Source organism: Ralstonia sp. ASV6, from assembly GCF_016429285.1.
GTDB classification, from domain to species: domain Bacteria; phylum Pseudomonadota; class Gammaproteobacteria; order Burkholderiales; family Burkholderiaceae; genus Ralstonia; species Ralstonia flaminis.
Genome location: NZ_JAELUI010000003.1, coordinates 1 through 14,671 on the forward strand (window position 1 = coordinate 1; position 14,671 = coordinate 14,671).

15 protein-coding genes are annotated in these 14,671 nt (G+C 64.4%); all 15 read right to left on the minus strand.

What is annotated here, in order from left to right:
• Nucleotides 1-575: CoA-transferase (locus JHD73_RS00795; protein ID WP_306663008.1), on the minus strand; the 575-nt coding region annotated here is incomplete at its 3' end.
• A gap of 51 nt (nucleotides 576-626) precedes the next feature.
• Nucleotides 627-1,895: a cardiolipin synthase ClsB gene (gene clsB, locus JHD73_RS00800; protein WP_199026706.1), complete on the minus strand. Its 1,269-nt coding sequence runs from the start codon at nucleotides 1,893-1,895 to the stop codon at nucleotides 627-629.
• Nucleotides 1,892-2,638 carry an endonuclease/exonuclease/phosphatase family protein gene (locus JHD73_RS00805; RefSeq protein WP_199026707.1) on the minus strand — a complete coding sequence of 249 codons (747 nt, stop codon included), beginning with the start codon at nucleotides 2,636-2,638 and terminating at the stop codon, nucleotides 1,892-1,894. Before JHD73_RS00805 ends, clsB begins: the two co-directional genes overlap by 4 nt.
• 1 nt (nucleotide 2,639) lies before the next feature.
• The gene (nudB, locus tag JHD73_RS00810) at nucleotides 2,640-3,125 is read right to left on the minus strand and encodes a dihydroneopterin triphosphate diphosphatase (protein WP_199026708.1); all 486 of its coding nucleotides are present in this window, start codon (nucleotides 3,123-3,125) and stop codon (nucleotides 2,640-2,642) included.
• A gap of 123 nt (nucleotides 3,126-3,248) precedes the next feature.
• A complete protein-coding gene (locus tag JHD73_RS00815; protein WP_199026709.1) occupies nucleotides 3,249-4,127 on the minus strand; it encodes a hypothetical protein in 879 nt (292 codons plus the stop codon).
• A 148-nt stretch (nucleotides 4,128-4,275) separates the two neighbouring features.
• Nucleotides 4,276-6,102: an aspartate--tRNA ligase gene (gene aspS / locus JHD73_RS00820; RefSeq protein WP_199026710.1), complete on the minus strand. Its 1,827-nt coding sequence runs from the start codon at nucleotides 6,100-6,102 to the stop codon at nucleotides 4,276-4,278.
• 100 nt (nucleotides 6,103-6,202) lie between these two features.
• Nucleotides 6,203-6,940: a DUF502 domain-containing protein gene (locus JHD73_RS00825; RefSeq protein WP_199026711.1), complete on the minus strand. Its 738-nt coding sequence runs from the start codon at nucleotides 6,938-6,940 to the stop codon at nucleotides 6,203-6,205.
• Nucleotides 6,941-6,971: 31 nt separating this feature from the next.
• Nucleotides 6,972-7,313 carry an FmdB family zinc ribbon protein gene (locus JHD73_RS00830; RefSeq protein ID WP_199026712.1) on the minus strand — a complete coding sequence of 114 codons (342 nt, stop codon included), beginning with the start codon at nucleotides 7,311-7,313 and terminating at the stop codon, nucleotides 6,972-6,974.
• Between the two features lie 271 nt (nucleotides 7,314-7,584).
• Complete coding sequence (locus JHD73_RS00835) at nucleotides 7,585-9,024, minus strand: sodium:solute symporter family protein (protein ID WP_199026713.1); 1,440 nt, start codon at nucleotides 9,022-9,024, stop codon at nucleotides 7,585-7,587.
• Between the two features lie 221 nt (nucleotides 9,025-9,245).
• A complete protein-coding gene (locus JHD73_RS00840) occupies nucleotides 9,246-9,875 on the minus strand; it encodes a methyltransferase domain-containing protein (protein ID WP_199026831.1) in 630 nt (209 codons plus the stop codon).
• A 23-nt stretch (nucleotides 9,876-9,898) separates the two neighbouring features.
• Nucleotides 9,899-11,476, minus strand: a complete 1,578-nt coding sequence (gene ubiB, locus JHD73_RS00845; RefSeq protein ID WP_048933986.1) for a ubiquinone biosynthesis regulatory protein kinase UbiB — start codon at nucleotides 11,474-11,476, stop codon at nucleotides 9,899-9,901.
• Nucleotides 11,473-12,129: an SCP2 domain-containing protein gene (locus JHD73_RS00850; protein WP_199026714.1), complete on the minus strand. Its 657-nt coding sequence runs from the start codon at nucleotides 12,127-12,129 to the stop codon at nucleotides 11,473-11,475. Before JHD73_RS00850 ends, ubiB begins: the two co-directional genes overlap by 4 nt.
• 135 nt (nucleotides 12,130-12,264) lie before the next feature.
• Complete coding sequence (locus JHD73_RS00855; protein WP_199026715.1) at nucleotides 12,265-13,311, minus strand: Tim44 domain-containing protein; 1,047 nt, start codon at nucleotides 13,309-13,311, stop codon at nucleotides 12,265-12,267.
• Nucleotides 13,312-13,441: 130 nt separating this feature from the next.
• Nucleotides 13,442-14,173, minus strand: coding sequence for a bifunctional demethylmenaquinone methyltransferase/2-methoxy-6-polyprenyl-1,4-benzoquinol methylase UbiE (gene ubiE / locus JHD73_RS00860; protein ID WP_039599093.1), 732 nt, complete (start codon nucleotides 14,171-14,173; stop codon nucleotides 13,442-13,444).
• A 63-nt stretch (nucleotides 14,174-14,236) separates the two neighbouring features.
• A complete protein-coding gene (locus JHD73_RS00865) occupies nucleotides 14,237-14,653 on the minus strand; it encodes a gamma-butyrobetaine hydroxylase-like domain-containing protein (RefSeq protein ID WP_199026716.1) in 417 nt (138 codons plus the stop codon).
• Nucleotides 14,654-14,671 lie beyond the last annotated feature (18 nt).

The window sequence follows — 14,671 nt, forward strand, 5'->3', positions numbered from 1 at the left end:
TCAGCGGCCGTGCCGCGCAGGAACACACAGTGCAACGGGAAGCTCGGATAGAAGAGGTAGTCTTCGCCGCGAAAGCGTTCGAACTCGACCCACGATGCGGTGCCCGCCGCCCGCGCCGCCTTGGCACGCGCATTGATGGCGGCACCGTGATAGCGCACATCGAGTTCGGTACGTGGATCGACGAAGGTATGCAGGCCGATCTTGGTGAGCACGCCCGGCTTGCCACCCGCGATGGCGCGATACAGATGCGTGAGCACCCCCTGCGGCAGGTTGAACGCATCGCACTGTTCGGCCAGCGCCAGGTCTGCCAAACGCGTTGCTGAGCGCCAGTGCCCACCCACCACGCAGCGCGTCATACCAGGATTGCCGAAGTGGTTGACGCCGCGCGTGGCGCGATCGCCCTGGCCTGCCGAGTAGACCAGCGTGAGATCGCGCGGCTCGCCGGTCGCCAGAAAGCGGCGCTCCAGTGCGTGCGTGACGGCCTCCGCGTGACCCGCGCCGACAAACCCGGCGCACGCCACCGTCCATCCGGGCTGCACCAACCGAGCGGCTTCGTCTGCTGTGATGACCTGCATGTCTCCTCCGTCCTTGTTTTGTTTTCGATGCGCGTCTAAACCAACATGCCGCTAATACTGTGCGGCCTGTCCGCTGATGACCACCCCCAGACGCACGACCCGGTATGCGCACCAGTCTGCCAGGCGCCACCACCAGCGGCGCGCGGCATGGGTGTCTGCGAGCACGGGGCGGGCGTGATGTGCGATGGCTTCTTCCAATGCCGTACGTAATTCGCCGGCGACTTCGGCATCCCATGCGACAACGTTGGCCTCGCGTGCGAGCAGCAGGCTGAATGGGTCGATGTTGCTGGAGCCGACCGTGGCCCAGCGCTCGTCCACCACCGCCACTTTTGCGTGCAGGAAGCTGGCCGTGTATTCGTGAATCTCCACGCCGTCACGCAGCAGCATGTGGTACAGCGAGCGCGTGGCGAAATGCTGCAACGGATACTCAACACGCCCCTGCAGCAGCATGCGCACGCGCACGCCGCGCCGCCGGCATGCCGCCAGCGCACGCATGAAGCGCACGCCCGGCAGGAAATACGCATTGGCGATGATCACTTCGTGCCGTGCCGTACCGAGCGCCCGTAGATACTCGCGTTCGATCGCGCGCCGATTGCGCACGTTATCGCGCAGCACCAGCGAGGCAAGCACGCTACCCGGGGCACGCTCACTCTGTGCCCCTGACTCACCGCGATGACGCGGACGGGGCGTATCGGTCATCACCGGAAAATCGGCCGCCACGCCAGTCACACCCACCTCGCGCACGCCGGAGCGCACCCCCATCTGCCACCAGAGTCGATCGACCGTCAGCACGATCTGCGCAACCAGCGGCCCGCGCACGCATACCGCAAAGTCGTAGCGCGCGCCGAGCGTGGCGTCGTTCAGCGGCGCGTGGTTCAGGTCGTCGATGATGTTGATGCCGCCGACGAAGGCGATCTCATCGTCAACGATGGCGATCTTGCGGTGCAGGCGGCGCAGGTAGCGCCGCTGCAACGCGAAGCCACGCACGGGGCGGTACACGCGCCAGACTACGCCTGCCGCGTCGAGCATCGTGGCGATGTCGGCGGGCAATGCGCCGGTGCCGAAACCATCGACCGTCAGGTGAACCTCCACGCCACGCTGTGCAGCGCGCGCAAGTGCTTGGGTCACGCTGCGTGCGACGTCGTCGTTGGTGTAGATGTAGGTTTCGAGCGCGACACGATGTTGCGCACCATCAATGGCCGCAATCAGTGCGGGGAAGAACGCTGCGCCGCCGCACAGCAGGTCGACGTCGTTGCCTGGCAGGGGCTTGCCCCGCCGCCACTCAGAACGCAGCGGACCCGCATCGCGCACGACCCTCATGGGCGCGCCAGTTCCGCCATCAGGGGCACGTGGTCGGAGCGCTGCGCCCACTCGCGGCCCGTCAGCGCATGCGCGCGTTCAATGTCGAACCCGCGCACGTAGATGCGATCGAGCCGCAACCACGGCATATGGCTTGGGAAGGTGCGCACGGGGCGCGCATCGGCTGCCTTGTCGGCCACTTCTGTCGCACCCAACGACTGGCAGATGATGCGGTCGAGGCGGTTGTTCCAGTCGTTGAAATCACCGGCCACCACGAGCGGTGCGTCTTTCGGTACCACGGCGCGCACGCGGTCGATCAGTGCTTCAGCCTGCCGCTGCCGGCTGCGCGCAAACAGGCCGAAATGTGCGCACAAGAGGTGCACCTCACCGAAGCCGAGATCGGTCACCGCATGCAGCAGGCCGCGCTGCTCAAAACGGTGATCGGAAATATCCAGATTCTCCGACAACAGAATCGGAAACCGCGAGAGGATGGCGTTACCGTGGTGTCCGTGGTCGTACACGGCGTTGCGGCCATAGACCGAGTGCGGATAGACGTCGGTCGCCAAGTAGCGCAGTTGCGTATAGCTCGGGTCGAATAACTCGGAAGCGACCAGCCGGTCATTGCGGTCCTGCACTTCCTGCAGGAAGACGATGTCGGCGTCCATGGTGTGCAAGCCTTGCCGCACATCATGCACGCGCACGCGACGCGCAATCCCCGTTACGCCCTTATGGATGTTGTAGGTGGCGACGCGCAAGCGGAGCATGTCAGGCCTGGTCCTTTGCGATGGCGCCCTGGCGGGCCGTGTAGGCCGCCAGACGCTCGGGCAGTTGCAGGATGGCCTCGCCGTTGCTGCGTGAGAAGCAGCGCGCAGCGGCTTCTTCATAGGGCAGCCACTCAGCCTGGAGATGCTCGCGTGGCGATAACCGCACCGGCACCTTGCCGCTCACCAGCAGGCCGAACCAGTGCTCGGTGTTGCGTGTGACGCCCGGTGCGTAGCGGTGGCGCCAGCGCGGGTAGATCTCGTATTCGATCTGGTGCCCCCAATCGATCAGGTGATGCCGGCCCGTATCGATGCCGGTTTCTTCCTGCACCTCGCGGCGGGCGGTTTCGGCCAGGGGCTCATCAAGGGCGTCGCAACTGCCGGTGACGGATTGCCAGAAGCCAGGGTGATCCGCCCGCTCCATCACCAGCACATGCAGATCAGGCGTGTGGATGACGACGAGAACGGAAACGGGAATCTTATGCGGCATGACGGTTTGGCAGCGGGTAACGGCGGGCGACATAAGCGCACCGCAATTCGATAGCTTACCGCAGCCGGATGCCGCTGATTGTGATGATCGCCATTGCCAGGCAGCGCTGCGATGCCGCAGCCATCAAGCCGCGCGCAATGGGCCCTGGCCGGTACGCATGCGTGCAAGCCACAGCACGGTCTCATCGGTGGCGCTGCCGTGGCCGCCCTCGTGGCCAAGTTCGCGGCGCGCGACCGCCAGCAGTGGGTCGAGCATCGCGGCGTAGTCCGCGGCGGCCAGGTCCGATCGGGCCCACAGCGCCTCGGTTCGCTCACCCAGTTGCTGGCGCAACGCACTGACTTGCGCCGTCAGCTCGCGCTCGCGCGTGCCCAGCGCGTTGAACTTCTGGATCAGGAACCGCTGTACCTCGGTCTGCTCGGACTGCGCGTTCGCCTGCTCGAAGCGCACCACAATGGCGGACGTCTCACGCTCAATGCGCTGCAGCTCTTCGCGGCCTTCACGCTCGGCAGCCTCAAGGGTCTGCAGGGCACGGCGGGCGGCCTGCAGCGCGTGGGCATGCTCGGCAAAACAGCGCTCAGCGGCAAGGTGCTTCTCTGCCAACGAACGTGGCGTGTCGTACAGCAGCGGATGGACCGGCGCCTCCGGTGCGGCCAACGGCAAGGCGGCATCCGGCACACGCAGATTGGCCACACCGCGCAGCCAATGCATGCGATCTGCAGCCAGGCGCCCCAGATCGCGCAACGCGTCGTCCAGGCGTGCGGTTGGAACCGAGGTTGCCGCGGCGGTTGGATGCGCACTCTGCGCCGCAGCGGCGATCTCCGGCACGCAAGCCGCTACGGTTGTTGCCACGGCCTCGGTCATGGCGATGGCCGCACGGCGGGTGGCACGGCGGATTTCGATCCACGCCACGGTCATGATGACCAGCGCGGCGATCAGCCAGGTCAGCAGGAATTCTGCGTGCGCCACCACCCAGGTGCGCACAAAATCGACAGGATCATTCAAGGTGGTCCTCCTTCGCCGTCACCCAACGTGACAATTCCAAGGGACCGTGGGTAGCAAGTGACGTTCCCGCACGAAGCCAGTGCCCAAAAACAAACCGCGCCGCCCTTGCGGGTCGGCGCGGTGTGCGTCGCAGCGCGAACGACGAGAATCAGGCCGTCGTTGCAGCGTTCGGTGCTGCCACCTTTGCCTCGGCAGCGCGCAGACGAATGTGCAATTCGCGCAATTGTTTCTCGTCCACCGGGCTCGGGGCCTGCGTGAGCAGATCCTGCGCACGCTGCGTCTTCGGGAAGGCGATCACGTCACGGATCGAATCCGCACCGGCCATCATCGTGACAACGCGGTCCAGACCGAATGCGATGCCGCCGTGCGGGGGCGCGCCGTACTGCAGGGCGTCCAGCAGGAAGCCGAACTTGGCACGCGCTTCTTCCTCGCCAATCTTCAGGGCACGGAACACCTTGCTCTGCACGTCCTCACGATAGATACGCACCGAGCCGCCACCGATTTCCCAGCCGTTGAGCACCATGTCGTAAGCCTTGGCGATGCACTTGCCCGGATCGGTTTCCAGGTATTCCAGGTGCTCGTCCTTCGGGCTCGTGAACGGGTGGTGCATGGCCACCCAGCGGGCATCTTCCTCGTCGTACTCGAACATCGGGAAGTCCACCACCCACAGCGGCTTCCAGGCATCTTCAAACAGGCCAGTGCTCTTGGCAAAGTCGGAGTGGCCGATCTTCAGACGCAGCGCGCCCATGGCGTCGTTGACGACCTTGGCACGGTCCGCACCGAAGAACAGGATGTCGCCATCCTGCGCACCGCTGCGCTTGAGGATTTCAGCGATGGCCGCGTCGTGCAGGTTCTTCACGATCGGCGATTGCAGGCCGTCGCGGCCCTTGGCCACTTCGTTGACCTTGATCCAGGCCAGGCCCTTGGCACCGTAGATCTCGACGAACTTGCCATAGGCATCGATATCGCCACGCGACAGGGCGGCGCCGCCCGGCACACGCAGGGCCACCACGCGGCCGCCTTCAGCGTTGGCTGCAGCCGAGAACACCTTGAAGTCGACATCCTTCATCGCGTCGGTCAGCTCGGTGAACTCCAGCTTGACGCGCAGGTCCGGCTTGTCCGAACCGAAGCGGGCCATCGCCTCGCGGAACTCCATCACCGGGAACTTGGCATCCAGCTCGACCGACATGGTGTTCTTGAACACCGTGCGGATCATCTCTTCAAACAGATCGCGGATTTCCTGCTCGGTCAGGAACGACGTTTCGCAGTCGATCTGGGTGAACTCGGGCTGGCGGTCAGCGCGCAGGTCTTCGTCGCGGAAGCACTTGGTGATCTGGTAGTAGCGGTCGAAGCCCGACACCATCAGCATCTGCTTGAAGAGCTGCGGCGATTGCGGCAGCGCAAAGAACTGGCCAGCGTTCACACGCGAGGGCACGAGGTAGTCGCGCGCGCCTTCGGGCGTGCTCTTGGTCAGCATCGGCGTTTCGATGTCGATGAAGCCCTTGTCGTCGAGGTACTTGCGCACCTCCATCGCCACCTTGTAGCGCAGGCGCAGGTTGTACTGCATCTGCGGGCGGCGCAGATCCAGCACGCGATGCGTCAGGCGCGTGGTTTCCGACAGGTTGTCGTCGTCCAGCTGGAACGGCGGCGTGACGGAGGCGTTGAGCACGGTCAGCTCGTGGCACAGCACTTCAATCTTGCCGCTGGCGAGGTTGGCGTTGGTGGTGCCTTCCGGGCGAGCGCGCACGATGCCCTTCACTTGCAGGCAGAACTCGTTGCGCACACCTTCTGCCACCTTGAACATCTCCGGGCGGTCTGGGTCGCACACGACTTGCACCAGGCCTTCACGGTCGCGCAGGTCGATGAAGATCACGCCACCATGGTCACGACGGCGATGCGCCCAGCCCGACAGGGTGACGCTCTGGCCGAGCAGTTGTTCGGTGACCTGACCGCAGTATTGAGTACGCATTTGCATGTTGTGATTTTCCGCGAAGCGCGCTGCCAACAGGGCAACGCGCGAGAAAGTTGATCGAGGAGCCGGAGGGATGGGCTCGCGCTACCGGCCGAATGCGTTACTAAGGAGCTGATACGGCGCCGCCGGTTTCGGGCAGCGCGCTCGGATTCGAGGGGTCGCGCGGCGAGTTTGCCGGCGACCGGTCCTCCGTATGTGGCGAGGCATCAGGCGGGTCCATGCGGCGCGGCAGCGTCTCAGGCGCCACCACCCCCATCGACACGATGTACTTGAGCGCTGCATCCACCGTCATGTCCAGCTCGATGGTGTCGGCCTTGGGCATCATCAGGAAGAAACCCGACGTTGGGTTGGGCGTGGTCGGCACGTACACGCTGACGTACTCGCCCTGCAGGTGGTTCTCGACGTCACCGCCGGGGCGACCGGTCAGGAAGGCAATCGTCCACGAACCCTCGCGTGGGTACTGCACCAGCAGCGCCTTGCGGAAGGCATTGCCGTTGGACGACAGCAGCGTGTCCGATACCTGCTTGACGCTCGAATAGATCGGGCCAACCACGGGAATGCGGCCCAGCAGCGCTTCCCACCACGTCACCAGCTTCTGGCCAATGAAGTTGTGCGCCAGCACGCCCACGATCAGGATGAACAACAGCGTCAGGATCGCGCCCAGACCCGGGATCTTCACGCCGAGCAGGCGATCGGGCTGCCAGGCCGACGGCAGCAGCGCCAGACTCTGGTCCATCGTGCCGATGATGAGCGACAGCACCCACAGCGTGATCGCAAGCGGGACGAGCACCAGAAGACCGGTCAGGAACCACGTCTTGAGCGCGCTGGTTTTCTGTTTCATGGGGCGGCGGACCGAGAAATCAACGATGCGATCAGTGGCACGCGCACGACGTGCCGCAACCACCCGAAGCCGCCGGAGCAGCGCTGGATGCGGTGGAGGAGGCGCTGTCGGACGAAGCGGCCGGCGCGGCAGCGGATGCCGCTGCGGCATCCGGCTTGGCCGCCGTGCTGGCAGCCGACGTACCGCCCGAGCCGCCACGGAAGTCCGTCACATACCAGCCCGAGCCCTTGAGCTGGAAGCCGGCAGCAGTGAGCTGCTTCTTGAACGCCGGCGCGCCGCACTCCGGGCAATCCGTCAGCGGCGCGTCGCTCATCTTCTGCAGCACATCCTTGGCGTGGCCGCAGGCGTCGCATCGATAAGCATAGATCGGCATGGTGTCCTCACCCTGGAACAAACGAAATTCGAGAAAACGATTGAAATGCCCGTCGCCAACCGCGATTCCGGCACAGAAAGCGTGTGCGGGCTTGCGAAAGATCGGGGCAACTGCGCCGGTTGCAAGTCCATCTGACAAGCACGGGCGCGCAAAGCCTTGAATTATAAACCCTTTCAGTGGGATTCCTGACCGCGGTTGCGGTACAGGCGATGGCGGCGCGCCACAATGTGGCACACCGTGCATTTCATCGCTCCTGCCCAACAGCGCTTAATCAGGCTTGCGTAGCAGCCTTGGTGGTTGGCGCACGATTCTCGATCCACTGCGGCCCGAGCGAGCCAAGGATCATCGCGCCCAAGCTGGCCAGCAGGCCAACCAATTGTGGCGGAAGCGCCGCATCCGGCAAGAACACTTCACACCATATCCACGCGGCCAGACCTAGGATGATGGCCAGCAGCCCCCCCTGCTTGGTCGCGCGCTTCCAGAACAGGCCGAAAGCCAGCGGCACGAAGGCGGCCACCAGCGTCACCTTATAGGCACTCTCGACCATGTGGAAGATCGACAGGTGCGAGTTCAGCGCAAACAGCGTCACCAGCACCGTAAAGGTCAGCACCACCGCCTGCATCACACGCAGGAAACGCTTGTCGTCCATGTTTGGCAGCAGCGGGCGCAGCACGTTTTCAGCAAAGGTCACGGACGGTGCCAGCAACGTCGCACTGGCGCAACTCTTGATGGCCGACAGCAGCGCACCGAAGAACATCACCTGCGCAAAAACCGGTGCGTGCTGCAGCACCAGGTTGGGCAAGATCATCTGCGAATCGGTATCGATGTATTTAGCGACCATCTCCGGATCGATCAAGGTGGCGGAGTAGGCCAGGAACATCGGCACGAACGCGAACATGAAGTACAGCACGCCGCCCAGCACCGAAGCCGACCCGGCGATGCGCTCGGTGCGCGAAGACGTCACACGCTGGAAGACGTCCTGCTGAGGAATCGAGCCCAGCATCATGGTGATCCAGGCGGTCACAAAGCCGATGATCTCGATCGGGTTGAACGCCGGCCAGAACGAGAACTTGCCCGAAGCCGCCGCATGCGCCACCACCGTGCCCACGCCGCCGGCCTGCCCCGAGACTTCCCAGCCGATGTACAGCATGCCGATCACAATGATGATCATCTGGATGAAGTCGGTCACGGCCACCGACCACATGCCGCCAAACAGCGTGTAGACCAGCACGCTGCCCGCACCGATCATCATCCCCATGTCCTGCGAGACCGCGCCGTCCGACACGGTATAGAACACCAGGCCCAACGCCTTGATCTGCGCCGCCACCCAGCCCAGGTACGACACGACGATGCACAGGGTGGTCAGCGTTTCGGCCAGGCGGCCAAAGCGGTTGCGGTAGAAGTCACCAATGGTGAGCAGGTTCATCCGGTACAGCGGCTTGGCGAAGAACAAGCCCACCAGGATCAGGCACAGGGACGAACCGAACGGATCGGCCACCACGCCATGCAGGCCGCCCTTGAGAAATTCTGCGGGAATGCCCAGCACCGCCTCGGAGCCGAACCAGGTGGCAAACACCGTGGCGGTCACGACATAGAACGGCAGGCTGCGGCCGGCCACCGCAAAATCGGCCGCATCGCGAACACGCAGCGCAGCCCAAAGGCCGATCCCGACCGAAATCACCCAGTAAATAATGACGAACCAGATCAGCATGGCAGCGCGGAAGAATTGCAGGAAATCCCGTTGGCGGCCAAGCCGGGCGCCGGGCGAAGTGGCGGGATTATAGCGATGGGACTGTGCGACGGGGCATCGGTGCGACCACGAATACCACCCCGTTTGCCACTTTTTTGTGCGGCGCCCCGCAACGGGCGTCCGTAGGCTTTTTGTTGACTGCCGCCATTGTTGCTTCGCACCAACACTGGCCGCAGTCAGGATCAACCGGCCCGACGCCGCCAGATCTGCCAGCGCTCGCGGCCGGCAAACACCGGGATCGAATCGGCCTCGGCGATCGGCATATCGCTGATACGCTCGAACGTCGGCAATAGCAGCGTATCCAGCTCAGCCTGGGTCGTCTCGAACGGCGGGCCCTTGGGCAGAGCATCCCGGCCCTCCACCACGGCAAAGAAACCTGCCAGCAGTCCGCCCGGCGGCAACAGCTTCGCAACCTGCGTGGCGTAATCCGGCCACAGCCGACGCGGCATCGCGCACAGAAATGCGCGCTCGTAGATCCATTGCACCGGCCGGTGCGGCTCAAAACGGAAAAAATCCGCCAGTTCCACCACATCGGCATACGGGCCCAGCACGGCCTTGGCTGATGCCACCGCGCTCGGCGCAAAATCGATGGCCGTGACGGGCCAGCCGCGCTCGGCCAGCCAACCGGCCTCATATGCATTGCCGCAACCCGGGATAAGCGTAGAAAGTGGCGCGGGCTGCGCTTCAAAGAATTGCTGGAAAGCGGCCGGCACACCGTGTGCATCCCAGGGCGTGTGATCGCGGCTGAAGCGCTCATCCCAGAAAGCAGGATCAGCGGCGTCACGGGATTGGAAGACGGGCAGCTCGGCCATGGCAGCAACGGACAATCAGGGAATCAATGACGGGCCAGCCATGCCAGCACATGGGTGGCGATGATGCCGACGGCGAACCCACCGATGAACAGCAGCGCGGCCGAAAGCAGCCGATTGGTGCGCCGCTGCTCGGCAAGCAACGCGGTTAGCGCTTCGGTTTGGGCGTTGCCATTGTTGCTCGCGTGGCGATCCAGGATCTGGTGCACCAGGCGCGGCAGGTCCGGCAGCTTGTTGGCCCATTGCGGCGCCTCAACCTTCAGGCGCTCGACAAAGCCGCGCCAGCCGATCTGCTCGTGCATCCAGCGTTCGAGGAACGGCTTGGCCGTCTTCCACAGATCCAGATCCGGATCGAGCTGGCGGCCGAGACCTTCCACGTTCAGCAGCGTCTTCTGCAAGAGCACCAGTTGCGGCTGCACTTCTACGTTGAAGCGGCGCGAGGTCTGGAAAAGACGCATCAGCACCAGGCCGAGCGAGATCTCACCCAGCGGCCGGTCGAAGTACGGCTCACAACAGGCGCGGATGGCACCCTCGAGTTCCTCCACGCGCGTTTCTTCAGGTGCCCAGCCGGACTCGATGTGGAGCACCGCCACCCGGTGGTAGTCACGCTGGAAGAACGCCAGGAAGTTCTGCGCGAGATAGTTCTTGTCGAACTCCGACAGCGCCCCGACGATGCCGAAATCCAGTGCGATGTAGCGACCCAGCGTCTCGGGCGCCACGCTCACGAGGATGTTGCCGGGGTGCATGTCGGCGTGGAAGAAACCATCGCGGAAGACCTGCGTGAAGAAGATCTCCACCCCGTCGCGCGCCAGCTTGTGCATGTCAACGCCGGCGGCACGCAGTTCTTCAGTATGCGAGATACGCATGCCGTGCATGCGTTCCATGACAAACACGTCGGAGGTGCACCAGTCCCAGAACACCTCAGGCACCAGCAGCAGATCGGACTTGGCGAAGTTGCGGCGCAGCTGGCTGGCATTGGCCGCCTCGCGCATCAGGTCAAGCTCGTCGTGCAAGTACTTGTCGAACTCGGCGACCACCTCGCGGGGTTTCAGGCGCTTGGCGTCAGCCCAGAGTTTTTCCATCCACGTGGCCAGGTCACGCATGAGCGCAAGGTCACTGTCGATCACGGGCAGCATGCCCGGGCGCAGCACCTTGACCGCTACCTCGCGACCGTCGTCTGGGCCACCGCGCAGCGTGGCAAAGTGCACCTGCGCAATCGATGCGCTCGCCACCGGGTGATGATCAAAGCGATGGAACAGTGCGGACAGCGGCTTGCCCAACGACTTCTCGACAATCGTTGCGGCGACCTTCGGATCAAACGGCGGCACGCGATCCTGCAGCTTGGCGAGTTCGTCCGCCACGTCAGGCGGCAGCAGATCACGCCGCGTCGACAACACCTGACCGAACTTCACGAAGATCGGCCCGAGCTGCTCGAGCGCCAGGCGCAAGCGTTCGCCGCGCGGGCGCTTGGGCTTGCGGCCCAGCGTCAGCAGCCACACCAGCGCGCGGATGCGCCGGCTCTTGAACCCCGACAGCGCGAGCTGATCCAGCCCGTAGTACAGGATGACGAAAACGATCTTGCCCAGCCGGAAGAAGCGCGTCATGCCGATTCACCCGGACGTGCCATCGAGATTGCCGGGCGCGGGAGCCTCTCAAGCCGCTCCAGGCGTTTGGTCAGCCGCGCCTCCGCATCGCGCAGCGCGGCCACATCGGCAGCGAATTGCGCGAGGCGCGCATGGCGCACCAGCGTAGGTTGTTCATCGGTCAGGTACGACGCTACCGCCTCTGCCAGCGAGCGGCTGACGCGCGTCGCCTCGGTGCGCGCGGCCTGCGCCCCGCTCACCATGCGCTGCGCGATCACATCGCCAAACACGCGCGAGAGGTCTTCCGCCGCGTCCCAGCGCAGGTTGCGCAGTAGCGTCGACAAGACGTTCGCAAACTCAGCCTCGCCCTCGATACGCACGTGCTTGAGCACGGCGGCCTGCCCGCCCGTCGCGTAGTCGCTGGCAGCCGCGGCGAGCGGCACGACTACGGTCACGGCGGGCTCCAAACCGGCCTCTGGCACCGTCACAAGGCCCGCCGCATCCACCTGCAGCGTCACCGAGACGGGGGCCAGATCAAAGCGCGCGACACGGCCCGCGAACGGCCGCAGCGTCTCCTGCGCCCAGGGTTCCTGGCGTAGCAGATGGTTGAGCGCGAGCAGCAATGGCTGCATCAGCATGGAGGGAAACGAAGACGAAGTGGCTGTCGAAGACATGCGGCAAAGGTGCGCAAAAGCGGCCAGAAGCGGGCTAGCCGGCGGGCAACAAAAAGGGCCCGAACCGGATGGTCGGACCCTATTTTACGGGGAATGTTGAAACGGCCGTTTTGCGCCGCTTCAACTGTTACCGCATCACTGCAATTGCTGGATACCAGCCAGCACCCAGCCACCGCTGCCTTGCGTCGGCTTGGACAGGTTCCACACCTCGGCAAACGGCTGGGCCGGTGCGCTGGCTTCCTCGCGGATCATGCCCGAGAAGCGCACGCTCGCCAGGTACTCGCTGGCCTGCGTTTCGATACCGAGCATCTCCGCCTCGACCGACACCACATCCGTCTTGTTAGGCGTCGCGCCACGATCGGCCAGGTCCATCTTGATCTCGGCGAACATCTCCGGCGTGGTGAATTCGCGGATGTCGTTCAGGTTGCCGGCATCCCATGCGGCCTGCAGGCGGATGAAGTAGACCTTGGCGTTGCGCAGGAAGGCTTGCGTATCGAAATCGGCGGGCACGCCCCACGGCTGTTGCGGTGCAGCTGCAGCAGGCTGCGCGTTGACCGCAGACGCAGCGGCTGGGCCACCCAGGCTCCACGATTGCGCGGCCGTCGGCGCGCCCGCGCCCAAGCCCGACGTACTGGTGCTGCCGGTGTTGAACGACGAAGCTGCCGGTGCGGAAGCCTGCGGCGCCGGCGCGGCGGGTTGCGGCACATACGGCTCGCGATCACCACCAAACGACGGGCCACCCGTTGCGTAGGCCGGGCCCTGCGGACGGCTGCCGCGCACCTTGCGGATGATCCACATCACCACGAAGGCGACCAGTGCGATCAGGATCAGATTCGACAGCAGCGAGGCAAGGCCTGCGCCCAGACCGAACTTGGACAGCAGGTAGCCGATGCCCAGACCGGCGGCCAAACCACCCAACATACCGCCCCAATTACGACCAGGCTTTGCGGCCGGTGCGCCCGGGGCTGGTGCTGCCGGCGACGGCTGCGCGGCTGGAGCGGCCTGCTGCGCCGGCGATGGCGTGGTCGGCGGCGTTTGCTGACGTTGCGTCACGGCAGACGACTGCTTGCCGACGCTGCGGCTGCTGCCCATGCGCTTGGCGTTGGCGTCCATCGCCGTACCCAGTGCGATCGTCGCGACCATCGCGCCGACCATCAATTTTCCACCCCAATGCAAACTCATCGCTGTCTTCTCTCCAATGGCAGTGACGCCATTAGATGAAGACGTCAACGCCGAAATTCAATGTGAAGGATCGTGGCATATCGTCGCAGTGCGCTGCATCGCCCATCTGGTGGACCGGATGAACCGCCAGTCAGAGGCGACGACCAACGTGCAGGGCCACGACACCCGCCGTCAGGTTGAAGTATTCGACCGAGTCCAACCCAGCCTGTTCCATCATCTGCTTGAGCGTTTCCTGATCGGGATGCATACGGATGGACTCGGCCAGGTAGCGGTAACTCTCAGGATCACCGGCCACCTTGCTGCCCAACCACGGCAGTACCTTGAACGAGTACACGTCATAGGCCTTCTCCAGCGGCTGCCACACCTTGGAGAACTCAAGCACCATCACCTTGCCGCCCGGTTTGACGACACGGCGCATCTCGGCGAGCGCTCGATCCTTGTGCGTCATGTTGCGCAAGCCGAATGCCACTGTCACTACATCGAAGTAAGCATCTGGAAAGGGAATGTGCTCGGCGTCGCACAGGCAGTTGGGCGTGAGCACGCCGGCATCAAGCAGGCGGTCGCGGCCGACGCGCAACATCGACTCGTTGATGTCGGTCAGCCACACCTCGCCGGTGGGGCCGGCCTGGCGCGCGAAGGCCTTGGCCAGATCACCCGTGCCGCCCGCGATGTCGAGCACCTTGTAGCCCGGACGCACGGCTGCCTGGGCGATAGTGAACATCTTCCACACGCGGTGCAGGCCACCGGACATCAGGTCATTCATCACGTCGTACTTGCTGGCGACGGAATGGAACACGCCGGCGACCTTGCCGGCCTTCTCGCGCTCGTCGACCTTCTCGAATCCGAAGTGGGTTTGGCTCATGACAGAAAGAAATGCGAATTGGGTTGCGCTCGGGCGCTTATGCGCCGCGATGTGAATCTGGAATCAGTGGCTGTGGCCGCAGGCGTGGCCGGCATTGGCGGCCATCGGCGCATCACGGTCAAGGCCGGCGGCGACCAAGCGATCGAGGTAGGCCTGCCACAGCGCGTCGTGCTCGACGCCCAGGCGGTACAGGTAAGCCCAATCGAAGATGCCAGAATCGTGGCCATCGGAGAACAGCGGACGGATCGCATAATTGCCCACCGGCTCTACGCCAGTGATGCCGACCTCGCGCTTGCCGGTCTGCAGCACTTCCTGCCCCGGCCCATGCCCCTGCACTTCAGCCGACGGCGACAGCACACGCAGGTATTCGAACGGCAGGCGGAACTGTTTGCCATCGGCAAAGGCGATCTCCAGCACGCGCGATTGCGTGTGCACGGTAATACCGGTCGGGTGCGGGGTGTCGGCGGAAAGTCCTGCCATGAAAAACGTCTCGTTGAT

Bases quoted from the DNA above. Each gene is read 5' to 3' on its own strand.
- JHD73_RS00825 (WP_199026711.1), bottom strand. From the start codon at position 6,940: ATGAAACAGAAAACCAGCGCGCTCAAGACGTGGTTCCTGACCGGTCTT.
- clsB (WP_199026706.1), bottom strand. From the start codon at position 1,895: ATGAGGGTCGTGCGCGATGCGGGTCCGCTGCGTTCTGAGTGGCGGCGG.
- JHD73_RS00835 (WP_199026713.1), bottom strand. From the start codon at position 9,024: ATGCTGATCTGGTTCGTCATTATTTACTGGGTGATTTCGGTCGGGATC.
- aspS (WP_199026710.1), bottom strand. From the start codon at position 6,102: ATGCAAATGCGTACTCAATACTGCGGTCAGGTCACCGAACAACTGCTC.
- JHD73_RS00855 (WP_199026715.1), bottom strand. From the start codon at position 13,311: ATGAGTTTGCATTGGGGTGGAAAATTGATGGTCGGCGCGATGGTCGCG.
- ubiE (WP_039599093.1), bottom strand. From the start codon at position 14,173: ATGAGCCAAACCCACTTCGGATTCGAGAAGGTCGACGAGCGCGAGAAG.
- JHD73_RS00865 (WP_199026716.1), bottom strand. From the start codon at position 14,653: ATGGCAGGACTTTCCGCCGACACCCCGCACCCGACCGGTATTACCGTG.
- JHD73_RS00840 (WP_199026831.1), bottom strand. From the start codon at position 9,875: ATGGCCGAGCTGCCCGTCTTCCAATCCCGTGACGCCGCTGATCCTGCT.
- JHD73_RS00850 (WP_199026714.1), bottom strand. From the start codon at position 12,129: ATGTCTTCGACAGCCACTTCGTCTTCGTTTCCCTCCATGCTGATGCAG.
- nudB (WP_199026708.1), bottom strand. From the start codon at position 3,125: ATGCCGCATAAGATTCCCGTTTCCGTTCTCGTCGTCATCCACACGCCT.
- JHD73_RS00830 (WP_199026712.1), bottom strand. From the start codon at position 7,313: ATGCCGATCTATGCTTATCGATGCGACGCCTGCGGCCACGCCAAGGAT.
- ubiB (WP_048933986.1), bottom strand. From the start codon at position 11,476: ATGACGCGCTTCTTCCGGCTGGGCAAGATCGTTTTCGTCATCCTGTAC.
- JHD73_RS00805 (WP_199026707.1), bottom strand. From the start codon at position 2,638: ATGCTCCGCTTGCGCGTCGCCACCTACAACATCCATAAGGGCGTAACG.